Genomic DNA, 21,803 nt, shown 5'->3' with positions numbered 1-21,803 from the left:
CGAGAGCGGGCCCGCTCGGTGCCGACGGACAGCCGAGCGGGCCCACCACTGCTCTCAGTTGTCGTGAAGCCGGACCGCGTCCGTGCCCGGACCGTCCAGCATGGCCGAACCCAGCAGCGATTCGGGGATACCGAAACCGTCGATCAAGGTGGCGACGTGCGGTCGCAACGTCCGGCACCGCTCGTTGATGCCGCGAGTGACTGCCTTGGCGCGCTCGACCGACAGATGCCGGTGCTCCATGAACCAGGCCTTGTCCTCCTCGATGACCGACAGCGCGTACAGATCACACACCTCACCGAGGAGTTCCTTGGCCGGCTCGTCCGTGCAGGTCTCGATACCGGAGACGAACGCCTCGAGGATGATGCGCTCGATGTGCGCCTGGGCCGCCTTCAGCACGTGATCCTGCACGAAGTTGAACGCGTCGAACGGATCTTCTTCGCGCTTCTGCGCACCCTGCAAACGCCGTGCCGCAGTGGCGAGTAGATACTCTTCGCGATCCTCGAACATCTTCATCTGAGTACCGCGGTTGAAGAGGCTGCCGTCCTCCTCGTTGTCCTGCCGCGTGTCGAAGATGGTCTGCAGGATCTGCTGCGACGCGGTGCGCTTCTTGACCACGTCCGAGACGGTCGTCGCGGCGAACCGCATCCAGTCGACCGGACTCATCCCGCGTACCTCTTCGGCGTACGAGGTGAGCAGCTCCTTGGCAACCAACTGGGTCAGGACGTGGTTGTCGCCTTCGAAGGTGGTGAAGACATCGGTGTCGGCCTTGAGTGCGGTGAGCCGGTTCTCGGCGAGATATCCTGCACCGCCGCATGCTTCGCGTGCCTCCTGGATGGCGCGGGTGGCATGCCAGGTATTCGCGGCCTTGAGTCCGGCCGCCCGACCCTCGAGTTCGCGCTGCTCCTGCGGGTCCGGATTCTCGGTGGACTGGATGTCGTGCATCGTCGCCACCAACTCGTTCTGCGCGAATTGCAGTGCGTACGACCGGGCGATCAACGGCAGTAGGCGCTTCTGATGAACCAGGTAGTCCATGATCAGAACTTCGTCGTCACTCTTGGGGGCGCTGAACTGCCTGCGCTGCAAGGCGTACCGACCGGCGATGGCCAACGCGACCCGGGCCGCGGCGGCAGCCGAACCGCCGACGGTGACTCGGCCCCGCACCAAGGTTCCGACCATCGTGAAGAAGCGGCGGTTCGAGTTCTCGATCGCGGACGTGTACGTGCCGTCCTCGGTGACGTCGGCGTACCGGTTGAGCAGGTTCTCGCGTGGAATCCGTACGTTGTCGAAGACGATGCGGCCGTTGTCGACGCCGGGGAGTCCGCCCTTGAGGCCGCAGTCGGAGGTGGTGACGCCGGGGAGGTCGTTGCCCGCCTCGTCCCGGATCGGGACGACGAAGCAGTGCACGCCCTGGCTTTCGCCGCCGGTGATCAACTGGGCGAATACTGCTGCGACCGTAGCATGTTGGGCGGCGCCGCCGATGTAGTCCTTACGCGAGGACGGGGTAGGGGAGTTGATCACGAACTCGCCGCTGTCGACGTCGTACGTTGCGGTGGTCTCGAGTTCCTGGACGTCGCTGCCGTGACCGGTCTCGGTCATCGCGAAACAACCGAGAAGATCGAGGTCGATCAGCGGCTTGACGTACGCCTGGTGGTGACGTTCGGTACCGAGATTTTCGATGGCGCCGCCGAACAGTCCCCACTGGACCCCGGCCTTGACCATCAGCGACAAGTCGGACATCGCGAGCATCTCGATGCTGGTGACAGCACCGCCCGCGTCCCCGGTGCCGCCATGTGATACCGCGAAACCATTTGCGGCGTAACCGAGATCCGCCAGTATTCGCATCTGCTCGAGTGCTTTGGTTCGGGCGATGGCGGTGTTCGGAGTGTAGTGCGGAGCGAAACGTTCGTCGTCGAGTTCACCGCGAACTCGCTCTCGCACCTCCCGCCAGCGTCCGTCGAGAGTCGTCCTGAGGTGGTCCGCTGTGGTGGCCATGAATCCGACGATAGCGCGAACTCCGCCGTCGGTTCGTCGATTCGTTTCGCCCTGGCCGTCAGCAGGCGCCTGCGACACTCGCTTCGATCCCTTGCCGGAACAACTCCTTCTCGTGCGCGGGCATCGCCAGATACGACGGATCGCTCTCGACGATCTTCAAGAATTCCGTACCCGCAGTTTCAGGCGACGCGTCGCCGCGCTGGACTTGCTGCTGGATGTAGACCGACATGGCCGAACAGCCGCCCGTGAATGCCGGGTCGGTGGTGTCGAGAACCGTGGTCGGCGCGGGCGGTGCGGTGTCGGTTACGGACAATGCCGGTGGTGAATCCACGCCGGGGTCCCCCGAACCACATGATGTGAGGAGTATCGCAGCAGGGAAAATCAGCGTCGCCAACAGTCGCTTCATACCCGAAATGGTCTCACGGAGCACTCTGTGAGACCGGAACATCAGTGCACGGCAGCGAAGTCCTACACCCTGTCGTTGTCAGATTCGACAGAACTGGGACACTGGAAGCCGTGACTGTGTCTTCCGGTGATATCGACCTGCATGCTGTGAACTCGGCTCGGCTCTTCGAGCGTGCCGGAAAAGTGATCCCCGGCGGTGTGAATTCGCCGGTCCGGGCGTTCGGTTCGGTGGGTGGAACGCCCCGATTCATCCGCGAGGCGTCCGGCTACACCCTCACCGACGTCGACGACAACAAGTACGTCGACCTGGTGTCGTCCTGGGGTCCGATGATCCTCGGCCACGCACACCCCGCAGTGGTCGACGCCGTTCGCGAAGCCGCCCTCGGTGGACTGTCCTTCGGCGCCCCCACCGAAGGTGAAATCGCACTCGCCGAGGAAATCGTCGCCCGCGTCGCTCCGGTCGAGAAAGTTCGTCTGGTGAACTCCGGAACCGAAGCCACCATGAGCGCCGTCCGTCTCGCCCGCGGATTCACCGGACGCACCAAGATCGTCAAGTTCTCCGGCTGCTATCACGGGCACGTCGACGCCCTGCTCGCCGACGCCGGATCGGGTCTCGCGACGTTCGGCCTGCCCACCTCGCCCGGTGTCACCGGCGCCCAGGCCGAAGACACCATCGTCGTCCCGTACAACAACCTCGACGCCGTCGCCGCGGCATTTGCCGCGAACCCCGACTCCATCGCCTGCGTCATCACCGAAGCCGCGGCCGGAAACATGGGTGCCGTGCCGCCGCTTCCCGGCTTCAACGAAGGACTGCGCGCCCTCACCCGCGAACACGGCGCCCTGCTGATCATGGACGAGGTGATGACCGGTTTCCGCGTCAGCGCGTCGGGTTGGTTCGGCATCGACAACGTCGCCGGTGACCTGTACACCTTCGGCAAGGTCATGAGCGGTGGCCTGCCCGCGGCAGCGTTCGGTGGGCGCGCCGACATCATGGGCCACCTCGCTCCCGACGGACCCGTCTACCAGGCAGGCACCCTCTCCGGTAACCCCGTCGCCGTCGCCGCCGGACTCGCCAGCCTGCGTGCCGCCGACGCCGACGTCTACGCCGCACTCGGCCGGAACGCGACCACCCTCGGCACGCTCCTGACCGACGCCCTGACCGCCGAAGGCGTCGCGCACCGCGTGCAGTACGCAGGCACACTGGTCAGCGTGTTCTTCACCGACAACCCCGTCACCAACTACGACGAGGCCAAAGCCGCACAGACCTGGCGATTCCCCGCCTTCTTCCATGCGCTCCTCGCTCACGGCGTCTATCCGCCGCCCAGTGCGTTCGAAGCCTGGTTCGTCTCGTCGGCGCTCGACGACAACGCCTTCTCGATCATCGCCGACGCACTGCCGCACGCAGCGAAAGCCGCCGCGGCCGCCGTCGCCCCTCACTGACTGCGCACCCGACCGAACCCGCACGCTTCCACCATCCGACACTTCAGCGAGGACCCTCGACTGTGACCGACGCCGATCACCCCGACCACACGTCCACCCGCACCATCGTGCACGTCCTTCGCCACGGTGAAGTGCACAACCCGCGCGGGATCCTCTACGGACGGCTCCCGGGATTCCGCCTGTCGGTCGCCGGTGAAGCGCAAGCCCGTACCGTTGCCGCGGCCCTCGCCGACCACGACGTCACGCACGTCGTCGCGTCACCGTTGCAGCGCGCCCAGGAAACCGCGGCTCCCATCGCCGAGGCTCACGGGCTCGACATCGCGACCGACGAGAACCTCATCGAAGCCGGAAACGAATTCGAAGGACTCAAGGTCGCCGTCGGTGACGGCGCACTGTCCCGTCCTCGACACTGGTGGAAACTGCGCGATCCCTTCACCCCGTCGTGGGGCGAGCCGTACCTGCAGATCGCGCATCGGATGCTCGCCGCCGTCAACTCGGCCCGCGTCGCCGCCGTCGGACACGAAGCCGTCGTCGTCAGCCACCAACTGCCGGTCTGGACACTGCGCCGATTCCTTCAGGGCGAGCGCCTCTGGCACGACCCGCGCCACCGCCAGTGCGGACTCGCATCGCTCACATCACTCGTCTACGAAGGCGACACCCTCGTCGACATCGTCTACTCCGAACCCGCAGGCGCCTCCGATCCGAGGGTGACCGGAGCATGACTTCGCTCCGCTCGAGACGTATCGCCGGTGCGGTCGCAACCGCAGCGGCCGCGATGCTCGTCCTGTCCGCCTGCGCCACCGGCGACGACGCCGTCGCGCAGGGCGGAACATTCGACTTCGTCTCACCGGGTGGCAAGACCCAGATCTTCTACGACCCGCCGTCCGACCGCGGCACCATCGGAAATCTCGCAGGCGACGACCTCATGAACGAGGGCGAGAAAGTCGGTGTTGCGGACTTTGCCGGAAAAGTGGTCGTCCTCAACGTCTGGGGACAATGGTGCGGCCCCTGCCGGGCCGAAGCCGACGACCTCGAGCAGGTCTTCGAACAGACCAAGGACTCGGGCGTGCAGTTCCTGGGCATCAACGTCCGCGACGACACCAGGAACAAAGCCCAGGACTTCGTCATCGACAACAGCGTCTCGTACCCGTCGATCTACGACCCGTCCATGAAGTCGCTGATCGCACTGGGCAAGGGATACCCCACCTCCGTGATCCCCACGACGATCGTCCTCGACCGCCAACACCGCGTCGCAGCCGTCTTCCTCCAAGAACTCCTCGCCGAAGACCTCCTGCCCGTCGTGCAACGGATAGCCGGAGAAGAGCCACAGCAACAATGACGACCGCCGCACCCGCGCTGCTCGCCGGCAACGACACACTCGCCGGCGGTGTGGGCGAAGCATTCCAGAACGCCGCCTCCAGCGGGCCGCTGCTGCTCGCACTCGGCGCCTGCATGCTCGCCGGACTCGTCTCCTTCGCCTCACCCTGCGTCGTTCCGCTGGTACCCGGCTACCTGTCGTACCTCGCCGGAGTCGTGGGCGCCGACGCCCCGGCCGTCACCGCGCAGGAAGCGCAGACACGCACCATCACCCGCAGCTCACGGCTGCGCGTCGCAGGCGCAGCCGGCTTGTTCGTCGCCGGATTCACCGTCGTGTTCGTGCTCGCCACCGCATCGGTGTTCGGCGTCATCTCCACCCTGCTCGTCAACCGTGAGGTCCTGATGCGCGTCGGCGGCGTGATCACGATCGCGATGGGCCTGGTGTTCATCGGACTCGTCCCGGCCTTGCAGAAAGACATCCGCTTCGAACCACGCCGAGTGTCCTCTCTCGTCGGCGCACCGTTGCTTGGCGGTGTCTTCGCACTCGGCTGGACCCCGTGCCTCGGCCCCACCCTGGCCGGCGTCATGTCCGTGGCCGCCGGAACCGACGGCATGACTGCCGCCCGCGGCGTGACCCTCATCGTCGCCTACTGCGCCGGACTGGGACTGCCGTTCATCATCTTGGCGCTCGGCTCGGCGCGCGCTCTCAACGGCGTCGGCTGGCTCCGCCGCAACGCACGCGTCATCCAGATCTTCGGAGGAATCATGCTGGTGGCAGTGGGCACAGCCCTCGTCACCGGTGCATGGGACCAATTCGTCGGCTGGGTTCGTGACGCCTTTATCTCGGAGGTGACGCTGCCGATATGACAGCTGACGAAAAAACAGACGCCGCTGCTCCCGCCGTGCCGAAGCAGTCTCCGATCGGACGGGTGATCGCGCTCGGACGCAACACCTGGCGCGGACTCACCTCGATGCGCACCGCCCTGGTACTGCTGTTCCTGCTGGCCCTCGCCGCCATTCCCGGCGCTCTCATCCCGCAGCGCACCCTCAACGCGGGCAAGGTCGACGAATACATCGCCGCCCGGCCCACCCTCGGCCCGTGGATGAACCGGCTCCAACTGTTCGACGTGTTCAGCAGCTTCTGGTTCACCGCCATCTACGCCCTGCTGTTCATCTCACTCGTCGGCTGCATCCTGCCCCGCTGCGTCGAACACGCTCGCGCGCTGCGCACCCGGCCGGTACGCGCACCGCGCAACCTGGCCAGGCTGCCGCACCACACCACCAGCGTCGTCGCAGGCGAGACACCGGACGAGCTGGCCACCCGTGTCGGCAAGGCGCTACGCGGCTGGCGCGTCGAGACACGTCGCGGAGACGCGAGCTCGCGTCGTGACGGCGAGATCACCATTTCCGCCGAGAAGGGCTACCTCCGCGAAGCGGGCAACCTCGTCTTCCACCTCTCGCTCGTCGGGCTGCTCATCGCCATCGCCGCAGGCAAGCTGTTCGGCTACGAAGGAAACCGCATCGTCATCGCCAACGACGGACCGGGTTTCTGCACCACCTCGCCCGCCGTGTTCGATTCCTTCGTCGCCGGTCTGAGCCTGGACGGCACCGAGATGACACCGCTCTGCGTGCGCGTGAAGAACTTCAAGGCCGACTACCTCGACAACGGTCAGGCCGAGATGTTCACCTCCGACATCTCGTACCAGGCAGGCGATGATCTCGAATCCGACACCTGGCGTGACACGTCGATCCAGGTCAACCATCCACTGCGGATCGCAGGTGACCGCGTGTATCTGCAGGGCCACGGGTACGCACCCACCTTTACCGTCACCTTCCCCAACGGGGAGACCCGCACCGAAACCTTGCAATGGCGTCCCGACGACGCAACGACATTCCTCAGCAGCGGGGCCATGCGCTTCGACCCGCCGGGAGGCATGTACCCGAACGCCGACGAGCGCCGCAAGAACCAGATCGCGATCGAAGGCCTGTTCGCACCGACCGCGCTGCTCCACGGCAATCTGCTGTCGTCGAGTTTTCCCGCCTTGAACGATCCGGCCGTCGCCATCGACATCTACAAGGGTGACTCCGGACTCGACACCGGAAACCCGCAATCGCTGTTCTCACTGAACACCGAACTCATCAACCAGGGCCGACTGGTCAAGCAAGAACGGGTCAACCTCAAGCCAGGGGAGAGTTCCACCCTCGCCGACGGCACCCAAGTACGATTCGACGGAGCAGTCGACTTCGTGAATCTGCAGGTGTCACACGATCCGGCGCAGATCTGGGTCCTGGTCTCCGCACTGACCATGATGGCAGGGCTGCTCGTTTCACTCGTGATCAAACGCCGCAGAATCTGGGCACGCATCTACATCGACGATCAGCGACGTACGGTAGTAGAACTAGGCGGGCTCGCCCGTACCGACCACGCGGGCTGGGGCGACGAGTTCGACCGCCTCACCGGCCGACTACTGACCAGCAATCCGACAACCGCGGCCACGGCGCCGCCCGCGCAGGAGAATGCCAGATGACAACCGACGAAACCCTCGCGCAATACAGCGACTGGGCTTTCAAATCTGCCTTCACGGTGCTGGTGCTGTCGTTCGTGCTGCTCATCGTGCAGTACGCGTCGGCACGAGCGAAGGCCGTCCAGGAGAAGGAACTCGTTTCCGCCGGCGGCGGCGACGCCAACACTCCCGGTCGCCTCACGCCGGAACCGACGAGAAGTCTGTCCGAGCGTTTCGGTGGGATGGGTCGCTCGGTTCTCGTCGTCGGTACCGTGCTGATCTTCGCCTCGATCGTGCTGCGTGGGTTCGCCACCAACCGATTCCCGCTCGGAAACATGTACGAATTCGTCGCAATGGCCTGTGCGGCCGCACTGCTCGTCGGCCACGTGCTTCTACGTAAGCCCGAATATCGGCCCATGTGGGTGTTCCTCCTGGTGCCGGTCCTCGTGCTGATGTTCCTGGCGGGCACCGTTCTGTATGCGGATGCCGCACCTGTGGTTCCCGCGCTGCGTTCCTACTGGTTGCCCATCCACGTCACCATCGTCAGCGTCGGCTCGGGCATCTTCATGATCGGCGGTATCGCCAGTGTCCTGTTCCTGCTGCGGCTGAAGTTCCCGCCCGGTGAAGAGGGCACCGGAATCGCCGGTCGGATCGCGGAGCGGCTGCCTGACGCGCAGACCCTCGATCGCCTCGCCTACAAGAGCACGATCATCGCCTTCCCGCTGTTCGGTGCGGGCGTCATTCTCGGAGCCATCTGGGCCGAAGCAGCCTGGGGTCGGTTCTGGGGTTGGGATCCCAAGGAGACGATGTCCTTCATCGCATGGGTCATCTATGCCGCATATCTCCACGCGCGGGCGACTTCCGGCTGGCGTGAGACCAAGGCGGCCTGGATCAACATCGCAGGCTTCGTGGCCATGCTCTTCAATCTGTTCATCATCAACATGGTCGTCTCCGGTCTGCATTCGTACGCAGGCCTGAACTGATGTCTCGAGGTAGCGTTGAGTCGCCACCTGCCGGAATCGGGAAACTTCCGGTAGGTGGGTGGAGCGGCGGTGCTCCACATATTCCGACCACGCTCGCGGTTTCGGGAGCGAACCGCGGCAATACAGGTGAGTGAATGTTCGGTGCAGCGTCGGCGCGCGCGTAGTACCACTGCGTAGTACCACTACCGGGCATCGACAAGGGGGGCGGAATGGCCGGAAAAAAGGAAAACGTCGGTGCGGGGCATTGGGAGCCTGTTCGTCCGGCGGATGTACCCGCTCGTCAAATTCTCGAACCGACAGTGGACGAAGCCAGTGCGTCGATCCCGAAGGAGGCGCGGAGCCTTTTCGTTGCACCCGTCGACTCCAGCATCGTCGCGGACAAGCCGCAGTCGTGGCCCGCCGCCGGTACGGCAGTGGCTGCGACGCCCGTGAAATCCGTACCAGTCGAATCCGTGCCCGTCGACCCTGCGCCTGTCGAGCCTGCCCCCGTCGGGCCCGCGCCCGTCAGGCCCGCGCCCGTCAGGCCCGCGCCCGTCAGGCCCGCCGAGTCTGCGGCGGCGGCCACACCCGAGCCGAAGTATCCGGTCATTCAGTACCCGTCGGCTCAACCACGCCCGGCCACCGGCCAGTTCTCGCCCGCTGCACCACCACAGACGTACGAGCCCACCAAGAACGCTGCCGCGCAGCCGTCACCGGCACCAGTTGTTCGTCCGCTGCAAGTGGTGCCACCGGTTCCACCGGTGCCCAATCTGATCGGTACCACCGGCGCTGCCCAACAACCGCAGGCGGCGCACCCCGGTCAATCGGCGCCCCATCCGGTCCAGGCAAGTCGACCACCCGGTCCGAACCAGCAGCCCGGTACCGGGCCGGCCGGGCCACATCCCGCAGGTGGTCGTGGAGCCTCGTCGCTACCGATGAGTGCCCAGGATCTGTCCGCTGCACTGCTGGTCAAACCGGTTCGGCCGGCGCCGGTCGGTGGTTGGCGTCGAGCTCTCTACAACGTTTCCGGACGAGCGGTGAACCTGGGTAACAGCGCCAAGGACCAGTACCTCGTCGATTTGACCAGTCACATCAATCAGCCTCTGCAAGGGTGCTACAAGATCGCGTTGCTGAGCCTCAAGGGTGGGGTCGGAAAGACGACGACCACCGCGACTCTCGGTTCGATGTTCTCGTCCATACGCGGTGATCGGGTGATCGCCGTGGACGCCAACCCGGATCGAGGGACACTCAGCCAGAAAATTCCGCTCGAGACGCCGGCCACCGTACGTAGCCTCCTACGTGATGCCGAGAGCATCGAGAAGTACAGCGACGTGCGCGGGTACACCTCGCAGAGTCGGCATCGACTCGAGGTGTTGGCATCGGACAGCGATCCAGCTGTCTCCGAGGCGTTCAGCGGCGAGGATTACACCCGAACCATCGAGATGCTCGAAAAGTTCTACAGCATCGTCCTGACGGACTGCGGCACCGGACTGATGCACTCCGCCATGCAGGCGATCCTCGAAGGCGCCGATTCACTGATCGTGATCAGCTCCGGCTCCGTCGACGGAGCCAGAAGTGCGTCGGCCACGTTGGACTGGCTGGACGCGCACGGATACAGCCGTCTCGTTACCCACTCGGTGGCGGTGATCAACGCGGTACGTCCACGCGCCGGAAAGGTCGATCTGCCGAGAGTCGTCGAACACTTCCAACAACGCTGCCGGACCGTGCAGTTGATTCCGTTCGATCCACACCTGGAAGAGGGCGCTGAGATCGACCTGGACCAGCTCAGGCCGGCAACGCGTGCTGCCGTCCTCGAACTCGCTGCTGCAGTTGCGCAGGATTTCCCGATCTCGCCGTTCGGCTTCCCGCGTCGCTACTAGACGGCTCGGTCCGAGTCCATGTCGTCGCTCTGATTCACGACCGTGTCGGCGCAGGCAACGCCTGAAGTACATGCGGCCTCGACAACGCTGGTTTCAGACCGAATGAGATCGATCGGAGTTGCGTTCGGGCCAAGGGCTTGTCGACCGGGTTGGCTTGTCGACCGGGTTGTCGCGGCCAGGCACCGCCGATATCAGCGACCGGGCACCGCCCGAGCTGGGACGCAGCCGGCGGCCGCGTCGGTCTTCGAACTCTCGATCGGGAATCTCCCGGTTGCGTTCGAAGACGCTCGACCCTGTGACGGTTTGCCTGCATCGAGTGAATCCCGGTGCAGGCAAACTGAAGACCGGGGCTGAGCGGTCTCAGGGGGTCGCTTCGGTGGACGGAGTGTCCGGACCCTCGGGTTTCTTACGTCGAGTTTGTTGATTGACGTTCCACAGAAATTCCGGGTCGTCATCCGGGCCTCGCACCCCAGCGACAGGAGTGCGAGTGGATGGATCCGGTCCGAACGCCTTCCACATCAGCACTACCAATGTCACCAAACCGACCAACGCCAACAGATACAGCACGGCGCACCTCCTCAGTACAGTGTCGAGCCTACCTACCGTGTGGCCCGCTTCACCAGAACTGGTGCGTACGGGCCGACGGAGTTCGATTCGGCGGTGCTGTATCCATCGGTGTCGGGTGATCGTCCTCCGGCGGAAACAGTGCCGGCGGCGACTCTGATCAGTTGTTGTCGGCTTCGGTGGTCAACGAGCGCAGCAGCTGCATGACCTCGGCCTCACGGAAGCGACGGTGACCGCCCGGGGTGCGTAGCGAGCCCAGACGACCGGCGTGTGCCCAGCGCGTGACGGTCTTGGGGTCGACGTGGAACAGTGCCGCGACCTGTCCGGGCGTCATGAGTGCGTCTGCGGCGGTGTTGAAGGTTGGTGCGCTCATCTGAGTTCCTCCATGTTGGTGTCGAACGGTTGGTGTCGAGCGGCATTTTACGAACGGTTGGTGTTGAACATGTGCCCAAAACCTACGTCGAGTTTGTTTCTGCCACCGTAATACACATTCGACCGTTTTCGGGTGGTAGCGCAATGTTTGCACAGATATAGCCGAGTTGTCGATCTTTCAATGAATAGTAAAGAAAAAGTAAATAACAAATCGGGTAAAGCGGACTAAATCTTTGGCGTGCCCGGAATGGGTAACCTGAGGGGGTGAGTAAGTTGCCTGAGGGCCCCGACAATGGCCAAGCCGACAACTCGTCGGCAACAAAAAATATAGCAAATTCTCGGCAATCCGGAGGAGGCGAAGTGTCGGTAACCAAGGGTGAATTAGCCCGCGATGTCGCTTTGTACTCGGTCGCGCGACTCCTGCTCGTCGTGGCCATCGGGGCCGTGATCGTCACCGGCGGCAAGCTGGCCGGCGTGGACATCCCGTTGATGGTGGCAGCCCTGTTCGCCGTGCTGACAGCGCTGCCGCTCTCTCTTGTCCTGTTTGCGAAACTCCGCAAGAAGGTCAACGTCGGCATCGCCGCAGTAGATGCGCAACGGCGGTCGGACCGCGACGATCTGCGCGCGAAACTGCGTGGTGACCAGCGGTGACGGAGATCCTCGCCGACATCGACCGGCGATCGGCGCGCGAGTGGGTCCACAATGCCGTCCGACTCATCGACGCCGACGCCCAACGGAGCGCGGATACTCACCTGTTGCGTTACCCGCTGCCGGGCGCCTGGGGTGTGCAGCTCTACCTCAAAGACGAGTCCACTCACATCACCGGGAGTCTCAAGCACCGTCTCGCGCGCTCTCTTTTTCTCTACGCGATCTGCAACGGTTGGGTTACCGAGAGCACCACCGTGATCGAGGCATCGTCCGGTTCGACGGCTGTCAGTGAGGCATATTTCGCAAATCTGCTTGGCCTGGAATTCATCGCGGTGATGCCGGCGAGTACCAGTCCGGCCAAGATCGCGCTGATCCAAGCTCAGGGTGGGCGCTGTCATTTCGTGCACGATCCGTCATCGATCTACTCCGAATCCCACCGGTTGGCCGCCGAACTCGGCGGGCACTACATGGATCAGTTCACCCACGCCGAGCGTGCGACTGACTGGCGCGGAAACAACAACATCGCCGAATCGATCTTCACGCAACTCGAGCACGAGGACCATCCGATCCCCGACTGGGTGGTGGTCGGCGCGGGCACCGGTGGTACCGGCGCCACCATCGGACGTTTCCTTCGCTACCGCAAGTTCGACACCGGGCTGTGCGTGGTGGACCCCGAATTCTCGGTGTTCTTCGACGCTTGGCAAGCCGGGAATCCGTCGACGATCGGAACCAGAGGGTCACGCATCGAGGGCATCGGCCGACCTCGCGTCGAACCTTCGTTCGTCGGCCAGGTGGTCGACCGGATGATCAAGGTGCCGGATGCGGCGTCGATCGCCGCCGCTCGGCATGCGAGCGCGGTCCTCGGTCGCAAGGTGGGCGGCTCCACCGGCACCAACCTCTGGGGTGCGTTCGCGCTGATCGGACAGATGATCGCCGAGGGTCGTCGCGGCAGCGTCGTCACTCTTCTCTGCGACGGTGGAGAGCGCTATTCCGGTACGTATTACGACGACGATTGGGTGGCAGCCGAGGGAATCGACCTCGCCGGTCCGTCCGCCGTGCTCGAGGAGTTCTCACGTACCGGCGTCTGGAACGCGGGGGCCTGACAGTCGGCGGACGGACGGCTCATCGTCACTCGCGGCCAGTCGTCCAGTCCGGCCGACTGCTCTTCGGTTCTGATGCGGACCAGCCCGGGCGAGAGTGCGGTGTCCGATATCCGCTCGAACCCGAGCTTTTCGTAGTACGGCGCATTCCACGGGACGTCGGCGAAGGTGGTCAGGGTGACCGAGTCGAGGTGGTGCAGGTACGCCCACGTCGTGACGGCGTCGATCAGTCGGGCACCGATGCCGCGTCGGGCGTGATCGGGATGGACCGACACCTGCTCCACGTGGGCGCAGCCGTCGACGATTTCGACCAGGACGTACGCGATCGGTGTGTCGTCGGAGTCGGTGGCCACCCAGATGTGATCGGCGACGAGATATTCGGCCAGCTCGCCGAGGGTGGGGGGTGGATCGTCGGCGACGGCGTCCATTCCGATCGCACGGAAAGGTTCGCCCGCGGCGATCTCGATCTGTTGCAACGCAGGTAGGTCGGTGGAGACGGCCGAGCGGATCACAGAAACCGTTCTACCTCGAGGCGCGCGATTCTCCCAGTGTTACCCGACACTCGACCTAACCTACGGTACCGTAGGTTTTGGGCCCTCGACGGCGAGGGCGCGTCGAACAAGGGTGGAGCATGAGCATTCCCGAGGTCTCTCTCGACAACTACGAAGCGGTCTACCGGTACTACCGCGATCATCAGCAGAATCGTCTGGTCGCGAGAATCGCGTATGCCGCGCTGGCTGTGCAGTACCGGCCCAGAATCACGTACGCGGACGGGGCGCGGACAGCTCTGGCGGGCGCGCTCGGCGCGGGCAAGGCCCTGGTGATCGCCGTCAATCACCTGACCGAAAGCGATCAGTTCACCTTGGCGGCGACGGCATGGCGGACGCCGTTGCGGCGCGTCATCGGACGGACCCGGGTGCTTGCCAAGGACGAGCTCTTCGTCGACCCTGCTCAGCGCCGCAAGATCGACATGATGGGCAGTATCCCGGTGTTTCGCAGCAAGAATCACGGGTTGCGTGCTGTCTCCGACGCCGGTCGCGTGATGATGGACGTCGCGGCCGAGCGGCTGGCGCGAGGGGACAGTTTGGCAATTTTTCCCGAGGGGACGTGCAACGCGGGTGATCCGCGTGAACTCCAGCATGTCAACAGCGGGATCGGCCATATCTTCGCGCGATCGGAGAAGCTGGGGTGCACCCCGGCGCTGATCTCGATCGGTATCAGTTACGGGCAGGTCGGTGCCGGAGTGAAATCGGCGAGCGTGTTCGTCGGCGTTCCGGTCGAGGAGGTCTCGGGCAAGCCGATGGAGGTGGCCAGGTTGGTCCAGCGTGATCTGCAGTCGGCCGTCGACGGAGCTGTTGCCGCGTACTGATTTGTCAAATGTGGTTGACATTCGACATTTGTCAACCTAGATTGACATCATGACCGAGGCAACCACGCTCGCCGCAGCGGCGAACAGCCCGGATCCGGCAGTGGGACTGCGCGCAGTTCTCGCTCTGCGCCGGTTACTGGAAAAACTCGAGACCATTCAAGTGGCCAACGCGCGCCGCCGAGGATGGTCCTGGCAGTCCATCGCCGAATCACTCGAGGTGAGCCGCCAAGCCGTCCACAAGAAGCATGCGAGGGTCGACCCCGCCGACGTGCTGCCAACCCCGAAGGGCAGGTAATGCCATGTTCGAGAGATTCACCGCCGACGCCAGGGACGTCGTGATCGACGCCGTTGCCGGCTCGCCGAAGATCACCCCGATAGAACTGCTGACGGCCCTGCTCGTCGCCGATCGAGGTATCGCCACCGCAACTCTCGTCGAATCGGGCGTCACTCTCGACGCCGTTCGAACACCGCGCGACGACGACGCGGCACTGCTGGAGTCGATCGGTATCGACCTGTCGCAGGTTCGGCGCAGCCTGGAACGCTCGTTCGGTGCGGGCGTCTTCGACAACGCCCGCATCGAACGCCCGCGGCGGCGCGGACCACATCTCGAGCGGGAGTCGAGGAAAGTTCTCGAACTGTCACTGCGCGAGGCGCAGGCGCACAAGAGCAAGCAGATCGGCGCCGAACACATTCTGCTCGGGATCCTGCGCGTCGCCGACGGGCACACTCGCACGGTTCTCCAAGCGCATACTTCGATCGACGGCATTCGACGGCGGCTCGAAGAAAAGATGAACCGGGCCGCCTGAGCGAGCATCTTCTGCTCGGGACCTGCGCCCGATGTGCCAGCATGGCGGCATGACTTTCTTGGCACGTCTCGTCGTCAACGGCATAGCCATCTGGCTTGCTTCACTGTGGGTCACCGGCATCGTCATCGAAGACCAGGGTGACGACACGGGCCGCAAGGTCCTGGTGATCGCCGTGATCGCACTGATATTCACGGTGGTCAACGCGTTCGTCAAACCAGTGGTGAAGCTGCTGTCCCTGCCACTGCTCATTCTGACGCTGGGATTGTTCACCCTGGTCGTCAACGCGCTGATGCTGATGCTGACGGCGTGGATCTCCTCCGGAACGTCCTACGGCCTGACCGTCGACGGTTTCTGGACGGCAGTCTGGGGCGCGTTGATCATCTCGATCGTGAACTTCCTGCTCAGCGCCTTCGTGCCCGACAGCCGCTGACGAGTTCACGCCAAACTGAGCGCAACCGCCGTCGTAGCGCCCCAGACGAGCATGGCGAGTCCGGTGTCACGGAGCGCGGGAATCAACGCCAACCCCTGGCCACCCGATCGCAACGGTGCGTTGGCTCGGACCGCCAGCGGTAACGCCAGCAGTCCGAGCAACGACCATGGCGTGCGCAGAATCAACAGCAGACTCATCACGAACGGGACAGCCAGCAGAACCACGTGCAGGACGCGGGTCTTCGCGTCACCGAGTCGAACCGCGAGCGTGATCTTGCCCGACTCGGTGTCGGTGGGGATGTCGCGGAGATTGTTCGCCACCAGTACTGCGCTCGAGAACGAACCGATGGCGATCGCTCCGGCGAGACCGGCCACGTCCACCCGCTCGGCCTGCACGAACTGCGTTCCCAGGACCGCGACAAGACCGAAGAACACGAACACCGCGATCTCGCCGAAACCGTTGTATCCGTAAGGTTTCTTGCCGCCGGTGTAGAACCAGGCCCCGATGATGCAGAACACGCCGACGGCGACCAGCCACCAGGCGGTGGTCGCGGCCAAGACGAACCCGGCGACAGCTGCAACGGCGAAGCACCCCATCGCAGCAGCCTTCACCGCTCCCGGACTGACCAACTTCGATCCGACGAGACGGATGGGCCCGACCCGATCGTCGTCGGTCCCACGGATGCCGTCCGAGTAGTCGTTGGCGAAGTTGACGCCGACGATCAGGGCCAACGAGACGATCAGGGCCAGAACGGCCTTCCACCACACGGCCGCATCCAGGGCTGCAGCAGCCCCGGTACCGACCAGCACGGGGGCGATCGCGTTCGGAAGTGTGCGCGGCCTCGCGCCTTCGATCCATTGAGCAGCTGTTGCCATACGACGATCTTCGCACTGTGCAATACGATCGAACGCGGTGGATCAGCACATGACTCGAGACGCAGTAGAACAGGGCATTGCCGTGAGTGTTCGGGACGAGCCGACCGACGTCGCCGTACTCGGTCCGGTATCGACCGGGTCCGATGGCGGATTGGTCGTACTCGCCGGTCCGCGCGCCCGAGCGCTGTTGGTCGCGCTTGCCCACGCCCCCGGCGCAATTCGCAGTTCCCGGAATTTGATCGACGACGTCTGGGGCGCCGACCCGCCCCGGTCACCGATGAACGCGCTGCACACCCAGGTGTCACGGTTGCGGTCGGCGCTGCCCGACGGTGCACTCGAAGTCACGGCGGCCGGATACCGCCTCGCTCTCGACCGAGATCGCGTCGACCTGTCTCGGGCCGCAGACGTTCTGCGCCGCGTCGGCGAAGGTGACCGTGATCCGCGTGCAGTGGTGGAGGCGACGGCGACGGCCCTCGAACTGTGGCGAGGCGAACCGGGAGCCGACGTCGTCGGTGCGGTGGGGGAGCGGTTGTCGCGAGACGCCGCCCGGATACGGGACGGACTGCTGACCGCCCGGATCGGAGCTCTACTCACGCTCGGCGACTTCGAATCGGCGCTGCCACCGGCCCGTGCCCGACTGGACGCCGGCCCGTTCGACGACACCGCGGCAGCAGCGCTGATGCGCACCCTGGCAGGGCTCGGGAAGGTCAACGAGGCCCTCGACGTGTTTGCCGAGTTCCGGCGCACCCTCGCCGATCGTCTGGGCGCCGACCCGTCCCCGGAGCTGGTCACTCTCAACGCCGAGTTGCTCGGTGGCGCCACCTCGACACCTCGGGCGCCGCGGGCGGTGGGGCTGCGGGCCGCACCGAACGTGCTGATCGGCCGCGAGCATGACATCGAGGCCGTGCAGTCGTTGGCGGCGCACGCACGGGTGGTGACGATCCTGGGGCCCGGCGGAGCGGGAAAGACCCGTCTGGCACATGAACTCGGGCTACGCGCGTCGTCGAAAATTCCGGTGTTCCTGGTGGAGCTGGCGTCGCTTCGCAGCAGCGACGACGTGATCGCGGCGATCGGTGCCACCCTCGGGATCAGTGAAATCGACCTGGCACCGGGCCGATTGACCGTTGCGCGAGGCTCGTCCACGCATCAACGACTGACCGAGGCGCTGTCCGCCGGTCCCATGCTGTTGATTCTCGACAACTGCGAACACGTGGTGGGGACGTGTTCGGAGATAGTCGCGGACATGATCGCCGCTGGTCCGCAGCTGACCGTGCTGGCAACCAGTCGATCGCCGATGATGATCGCCGCAGAAGTGGTGTATCCGTTGCCGCCCTTGGCAATCGACGGCGGTGACGGATCTGCGGTCGCGCTGTTCTCGGCGCGGGCACGGGCGGTACGCCCGTCGGTGCGGCTGGAACAGGACGCCGTGATCGCGCTGTGTTCGACGTTGGACGGCCTGCCGCTGGCGATCGAACTGGCCGCGGCCCGGGTGCGGACGTCGAGTGTCGACGAAATCAGTACCAGACTGCGAGATCGGTTGGTGCTGTTGCGCTCTGCCGACCCGACGTCACCGGACCGGCATCGAACGCTGCACGCGGTGATCGAGTGGAGTTGGAATCTGCTCGCCACGCGCGATCAGGTTGCGATGCGGAGACTGTGTCGGTTCCCGGACGGTTTCACGTTGCCCTCCGCGACGGCGGTAGCCGAGTGGGGCGATCTGGTCGACGTCGCCGAAGCGATGGAGGCCCTGGTCAATCAGTCGCTGCTCTCGGTGGACGACAGCGCGGGCGAGTTGCGGTACTACATGCTCGAGACGGTGCGTGAATTCGGCGAAGAACAGCTCACGCGCTCCGGTGAGGAATCGGAGGTGATCCTTCGACTGAATCGGTGGGCGCGGGACGTCGCCGAGGACGCGCAGCGGCGTTCTCGAACCGACCAGGTACGTCTGGTCGCCGAGATCGACCGAGAATACGGAAATCTGTTGGCCGTGCTGCGGTGGGCCGTCGAACGCCGAGACGGGCGAACCGTCGTGACCGTGTTTCCGGTGCTGGCGATGCTGTGGGTGATTCGCGGCACCAACTCGGAGGTCACGAACTGGGCGCCGAAGGTGATCGAGGCCACCGCCGGTGACGCCCTGCACGACGTCGACGCCGAGCTCCTGGCCGAGACGTTTCTGTTGGTGGGGATGAACACGCTGTTCGAATCCGTCGATCGCAGCTTCGCCCGATCGCGGATCCGCTTGCGGACCATGCTGCGTGAGCGCGAGGATCTGCCGCCGTCGCTGGTGTTCGTGATCAAGGTGGTCCTCGCCGTAGGTCGGTCGCGGCCGAACCTTCCACGACTGGTGGCGCACGGGATGCGGAGTTCGGACCCGGAGACCCGGATGGCGGCGCTGACCACACGATCGAACATTCGAGAGAACATCGGCGACAGCCGCGGAGCTCTGCTCGACGCAGTTGCTCTTCTCGACTACGCGCACAGAATCGGTGACGAACTGGGCGTCGCGATGTCCTCGCAACAGATCGGTTCGGTGTACAGCCAGTCCGGACGGTACGGCGAGGCTGTTCCCTACTATGCGATGTCGGCCGTATCGATGCGACGACTCGGCGCGAACGAGGAATCGTTGCAGCTCGTTCATTTCCAGGCGGGTGCGATGATCGCGGCAGGGGAGACGGTGGCCGGCCGGACATTGCTCGATCAGGTCCGCCCGGAATCGTCGCAGGGCAGCGCCTCCGGTGCCGAGAACGATCAACGTCGAGCTTCTCTGCTGGTGACCTCCGCCGAAGCCGATCTGGCGGAGGGCGACTTCGAGCTTGGTCTCGGACGCTATCGGGAAGCGATGGACGTGTTGGGGGATTACGGCCCACAACATACTCGGCGATCCGTTCGTCGTGCTGCTCGGCGCGGCCGCGGTGTGTGCGCACGTCCTTCACGGGCAGTACGAACGGGTGAGCACACACGTGCGGCGGATGCGGAACTCCAATGTTGTCACCATGGATCCCCATCGCTACATCGACCTACCGCTCGCCGGATCGGTGGCGGCAGCAGTGGGCGCCTACGAGATGGCGGCAGGCGACCACGACCACGGCGTCGGACTGCTCGCCCTCGGGATGAAGATGTCCGCCAGACAAGACGTCGCCTCGCTCGAGCATTCCGGGCTCGAGGCGTACGCCGTCGGCATCGTCGGCGAAACTCGGTGGCAGGAAGAGAAAGAGAAGGTAGCCCGATTCAGCAGAAGTGCGGCCCGCGATGCAGTGGTCACCGCACTGCGCGGACCGCACCCGGCCTAGCTGTCGGACTTACGTCTTACGCATGTACGTTCGCACCGTCAGCGGAGCGAACACGGCGACGATCACCGCGGCACCCACCAACGACCAGAGCACGTGGATACCGAAATGCCCGTCGTTCGCCAATTCCCGCACCGCGGTCACCAGATGTGACACCGGGTTGACGCTCACGAACTTCTGCAGCCATTCTGGCATCGTGCTCGGATCGACGAATGCGTTGGACAGGAACGTCAGCGGAAACAGTACGAGCATCGAAATGCCCTGCACCGTGGACGCTTTGTTCATCAAGACGCCCATCAGAGCGAAGATCCAACTGATCGCGAACGCGCACACCATCACCAGCACCGCCGCAGCGAGAATGCCCACCACACCACCGGCCGGACGGTAACCCATGGCGAAACCGACGACGAACGTGATGGTGGTTGCTATCACGTACCGCACGACATCGGCGAGCAGCGCCCCGGACAACGGCGCAATGCGGGCGATGGGCAGCGATTTGAAGCGGTCGAACACACCCTTGTCCATGTCTTCACGAAGCTGGGTACCCGTGACGACGGAACCGGTGATGACTGTCTGAACAAGGATGCCCGGAATGATCATCGGCAGATACGATTCGATGTTTCCGGCGATCGCGCCACCGAAGATGTACGTGAACATCACCGTGAAGATGATCGGCTGGATGACGACGTCGAAGAGCAACTCGGGGTTGTGTTTGATCTTGAGGAGTCCGCGATACGCCATCGTGAACGTGTTCGCGAAACTTTGTGAAACGCTGATCCGGCGCGGCACGGAATCCACCGACGCGACCGGCGACCGAGGTTTGGTCAACGTGGTGGTCATGCAACGCTCCGATCGGTGTTCTCGTCGCTGGGTGCCTCGTCCTCGGGCTGATGCCCGGTGATGGTGAGGAACACCTCGTCGAGGCTGGGTTTCTGCACATTGATCTCCTCGACCGCAATTCCGTTCTCGCGCAATCGGATCAGTAGATCTGCGGTGGCCGACGCATCGTCGAGTGGTGCCGTGATCCGGCCGATCGCCGCGGTCACACCCACCTCGACGCCCAGCGTCGACGCGATGATCGAGCGCGCCTCCTCGGTGCGGTCGCGATCGAGCAGCTTGAGCTGCAACACGGACGTGCCGACCGAGGCCTTGAGTTCGTCGGCGGTGCCGTCCGCGATGACCCGGCCACGATCGATGACGGCAATACGATCAGCGAGCTGATCGGCCTCGTCCAGATACTGCGTCGTGAGCATCACCGTCGACCCTTGCGCGACCAGCCGCCGAATGGTCTCCCACATCTGCGCACGAGTACGCGGATCGAGACCCGTCGTCGGCTCGTCGAGAAACAGCAGCGGCGGTTGCGCGATCAGGCTCGCCGCCAGATCGAGACGTCGACGCATACCGCCGGAGAAATTCTTCAGCGACTTCGACGCCGCCTCCGTCAGATCGAACTCCTCGAGAAGCGCGAGGGCTTTGCTCTTCGCATCCCTACGGCTCAAGCCGAGCAGGCGCGAGAAGATGATCAGGTTCTCGGTGGCGGTCAAATCCTCGTCGACCGACGCGTACTGGCCGGTGACACCGATCAGGGATCGCACCGCAGTGGGTTCCCGGCTGACGTCGTGCCCGAAGATCCGGGCCTGCCCGCCGTCCGGGCGGAGCAGCGTGGCGAGCATCCGGACGGTGGTGGTCTTGCCCGCGCCGTTGGGCCCGAGGACACCGAACACCGAACCGGTGGGCACTGTGAGGCTCACTCCGTCGACGGCGCGATGCCCACCGAACGTCTTGATCAGTCCTTCGGCCTCGATGGCCGGTGGTGTCGTGTAGTTCATGCGGCCCAGCCTGACAGAGGCCA

Annotated in this window: 21 protein-coding genes and 1 pseudogene; 14 read left to right on the top strand and 8 right to left on the bottom strand. The window is 64.6% G+C overall.

Annotation, left to right across the window (positions count from 1 at the left end; genetic code table 11):
• Positions 1-54 precede the first annotated feature (54 nt).
• Positions 55-1,992: an acyl-CoA dehydrogenase gene (locus tag ABH922_RS17065; RefSeq protein WP_424808031.1), complete on the bottom strand. Its 1,938-nt coding sequence runs from the start codon at positions 1,990-1,992 to the stop codon at positions 55-57.
• A gap of 58 nt (positions 1,993-2,050) precedes the next feature.
• Positions 2,051-2,398 (bottom strand): hypothetical protein, encoded by a 348-nt coding sequence (locus ABH922_RS17060; RefSeq protein WP_424808030.1) that lies wholly within the window; start codon positions 2,396-2,398, stop codon positions 2,051-2,053.
• A 110-nt stretch (positions 2,399-2,508) separates the two neighbouring features.
• Between ABH922_RS17060 and hemL the strand changes: the two genes are divergently transcribed.
• From hemL to ABH922_RS17025, 7 genes are all read left to right on the top strand, one after another.
• Positions 2,509-3,837, top strand: coding sequence for a glutamate-1-semialdehyde 2,1-aminomutase (gene hemL / locus ABH922_RS17055; protein ID WP_424808029.1), 1,329 nt, complete (start codon positions 2,509-2,511; stop codon positions 3,835-3,837).
• Positions 3,838-3,899: 62 nt separating this feature from the next.
• Positions 3,900-4,559, top strand: a complete 660-nt coding sequence (locus ABH922_RS17050) for a histidine phosphatase family protein (protein WP_424808028.1) — start codon at positions 3,900-3,902, stop codon at positions 4,557-4,559.
• On the top strand, positions 4,556-5,176 hold the full coding sequence (locus tag ABH922_RS17045) for a TlpA disulfide reductase family protein (RefSeq protein ID WP_424808027.1): 621 nt from the start codon (positions 4,556-4,558) through the stop codon (positions 5,174-5,176). Before ABH922_RS17050 ends, ABH922_RS17045 begins: the two co-directional genes overlap by 4 nt.
• A complete protein-coding gene (locus tag ABH922_RS17040; RefSeq protein ID WP_424808026.1) occupies positions 5,173-6,021 on the top strand; it encodes a cytochrome c biogenesis CcdA family protein in 849 nt (282 codons plus the stop codon). The genes ABH922_RS17045 and ABH922_RS17040 overlap by 4 nt, the downstream gene beginning before the upstream one ends.
• Positions 6,018-7,682 carry a cytochrome c biogenesis protein ResB gene (gene resB / locus ABH922_RS17035; RefSeq protein WP_424808025.1) on the top strand — a complete coding sequence of 555 codons (1,665 nt, stop codon included), beginning with the start codon at positions 6,018-6,020 and terminating at the stop codon, positions 7,680-7,682. The genes ABH922_RS17040 and resB overlap by 4 nt, the downstream gene beginning before the upstream one ends.
• Positions 7,679-8,641 (top strand): c-type cytochrome biogenesis protein CcsB, encoded by a 963-nt coding sequence (gene ccsB / locus ABH922_RS17030; protein ID WP_424808024.1) that lies wholly within the window; start codon positions 7,679-7,681, stop codon positions 8,639-8,641. The genes resB and ccsB overlap by 4 nt, the downstream gene beginning before the upstream one ends.
• A 209-nt stretch (positions 8,642-8,850) precedes the next feature.
• Positions 8,851-10,500, top strand: coding sequence for an AAA family ATPase (locus ABH922_RS17025; protein ID WP_424808023.1), 1,650 nt, complete (start codon positions 8,851-8,853; stop codon positions 10,498-10,500).
• Positions 10,501-10,860: 360 nt separating this feature from the next.
• Here ABH922_RS17025 and ABH922_RS17020 read toward each other — a convergent pair whose 3' ends face one another.
• Both ABH922_RS17020 and ABH922_RS17015 read right to left on the bottom strand, forming a co-directional pair.
• Entirely contained in the window at positions 10,861-11,067 is a 207-nt protein-coding gene (locus ABH922_RS17020; RefSeq protein WP_424808022.1) for a hypothetical protein, read from the bottom strand.
• A 157-nt stretch (positions 11,068-11,224) separates the two neighbouring features.
• Positions 11,225-11,437 (bottom strand): BldC family transcriptional regulator, encoded by a 213-nt coding sequence (locus tag ABH922_RS17015; RefSeq protein WP_424808021.1) that lies wholly within the window; start codon positions 11,435-11,437, stop codon positions 11,225-11,227.
• A gap of 326 nt (positions 11,438-11,763) precedes the next feature.
• Between ABH922_RS17015 and ABH922_RS17010 the strand changes: the two genes are divergently transcribed.
• Positions 11,764-12,087 (top strand): DUF4229 domain-containing protein, encoded by a 324-nt coding sequence (locus tag ABH922_RS17010; RefSeq protein WP_424809705.1) that lies wholly within the window; start codon positions 11,764-11,766, stop codon positions 12,085-12,087.
• Positions 12,088-12,092: 5 nt separating this feature from the next.
• On the top strand, positions 12,093-13,187 hold the full coding sequence (locus ABH922_RS17005) for a PLP-dependent cysteine synthase family protein (protein ID WP_424809704.1): 1,095 nt from the start codon (positions 12,093-12,095) through the stop codon (positions 13,185-13,187).
• Here ABH922_RS17005 and ABH922_RS17000 read toward each other — a convergent pair.
• A complete protein-coding gene (locus ABH922_RS17000; protein WP_424808020.1) occupies positions 13,085-13,696 on the bottom strand; it encodes a GNAT family N-acetyltransferase in 612 nt (203 codons plus the stop codon). The genes ABH922_RS17005 and ABH922_RS17000 overlap by 103 nt on opposite strands.
• 119 nt (positions 13,697-13,815) lie before the next feature.
• Here ABH922_RS17000 and ABH922_RS16995 point away from each other — a divergent pair, with 119 nt between their 5' ends.
• The 4 genes from ABH922_RS16995 to ABH922_RS16980 are packed head-to-tail and all read left to right on the top strand — an operon-like array spanning position 13,816 to position 15,789.
• Positions 13,816-14,553 carry a lysophospholipid acyltransferase family protein gene (locus tag ABH922_RS16995; protein ID WP_424808019.1) on the top strand — a complete coding sequence of 246 codons (738 nt, stop codon included), beginning with the start codon at positions 13,816-13,818 and terminating at the stop codon, positions 14,551-14,553.
• A 49-nt stretch (positions 14,554-14,602) separates the two neighbouring features.
• On the top strand, positions 14,603-14,848 hold the full coding sequence (locus ABH922_RS16990; protein WP_424808018.1) for a helix-turn-helix domain-containing protein: 246 nt from the start codon (positions 14,603-14,605) through the stop codon (positions 14,846-14,848).
• Positions 14,849-14,852: 4 nt separating this feature from the next.
• Entirely contained in the window at positions 14,853-15,359 is a 507-nt protein-coding gene (locus ABH922_RS16985; RefSeq protein WP_424808017.1) for a Clp protease N-terminal domain-containing protein, read from the top strand.
• Positions 15,360-15,408: 49 nt separating this feature from the next.
• The gene (locus ABH922_RS16980) at positions 15,409-15,789 is read left to right on the top strand and encodes a phage holin family protein (RefSeq protein WP_424808016.1); all 381 of its coding nucleotides are present in this window, start codon (positions 15,409-15,411) and stop codon (positions 15,787-15,789) included.
• Between the two features lie 5 nt (positions 15,790-15,794).
• Here ABH922_RS16980 and ABH922_RS16975 read toward each other — a convergent pair whose 3' ends face one another.
• Positions 15,795-16,664, bottom strand: coding sequence for a 1,4-dihydroxy-2-naphthoate polyprenyltransferase (locus tag ABH922_RS16975; protein ID WP_424808015.1), 870 nt, complete (start codon positions 16,662-16,664; stop codon positions 15,795-15,797).
• Positions 16,665-16,713: 49 nt separating this feature from the next.
• On the opposite strand from ABH922_RS16975, the pseudogene ABH922_RS16970 reads away from it, so the two are divergent.
• Positions 16,714-17,826: pseudogene (locus tag ABH922_RS16970) on the top strand (BTAD domain-containing putative transcriptional regulator); the annotation flags it as partial.
• Positions 17,827-19,963: 2,137 nt separating this feature from the next.
• Here the strand turns inward: ABH922_RS16970 and ABH922_RS16965 are convergent.
• Both ABH922_RS16965 and ABH922_RS16960 read right to left on the bottom strand, forming a co-directional pair.
• Entirely contained in the window at positions 19,964-20,791 is an 828-nt protein-coding gene (locus ABH922_RS16965) for an ABC transporter permease (RefSeq protein WP_424808014.1), read from the bottom strand.
• Positions 20,788-21,780: an ATP-binding cassette domain-containing protein gene (locus ABH922_RS16960; RefSeq protein WP_424808013.1), complete on the bottom strand. Its 993-nt coding sequence runs from the start codon at positions 21,778-21,780 to the stop codon at positions 20,788-20,790. Before ABH922_RS16960 ends, ABH922_RS16965 begins: the two co-directional genes overlap by 4 nt.
• Positions 21,781-21,803: the final 23 nt, after the last annotated feature.

Source organism: Rhodococcus sp. 27YEA15 (assembly GCF_049739425.1).
Classification (GTDB): Bacteria; Actinomycetota; Actinomycetes; order Mycobacteriales; family Mycobacteriaceae; genus Rhodococcus_F.
The sequence above is the reverse complement of the archived record's forward strand: the minus strand, read 5'-3'. Positions and strand labels throughout refer to the sequence as shown.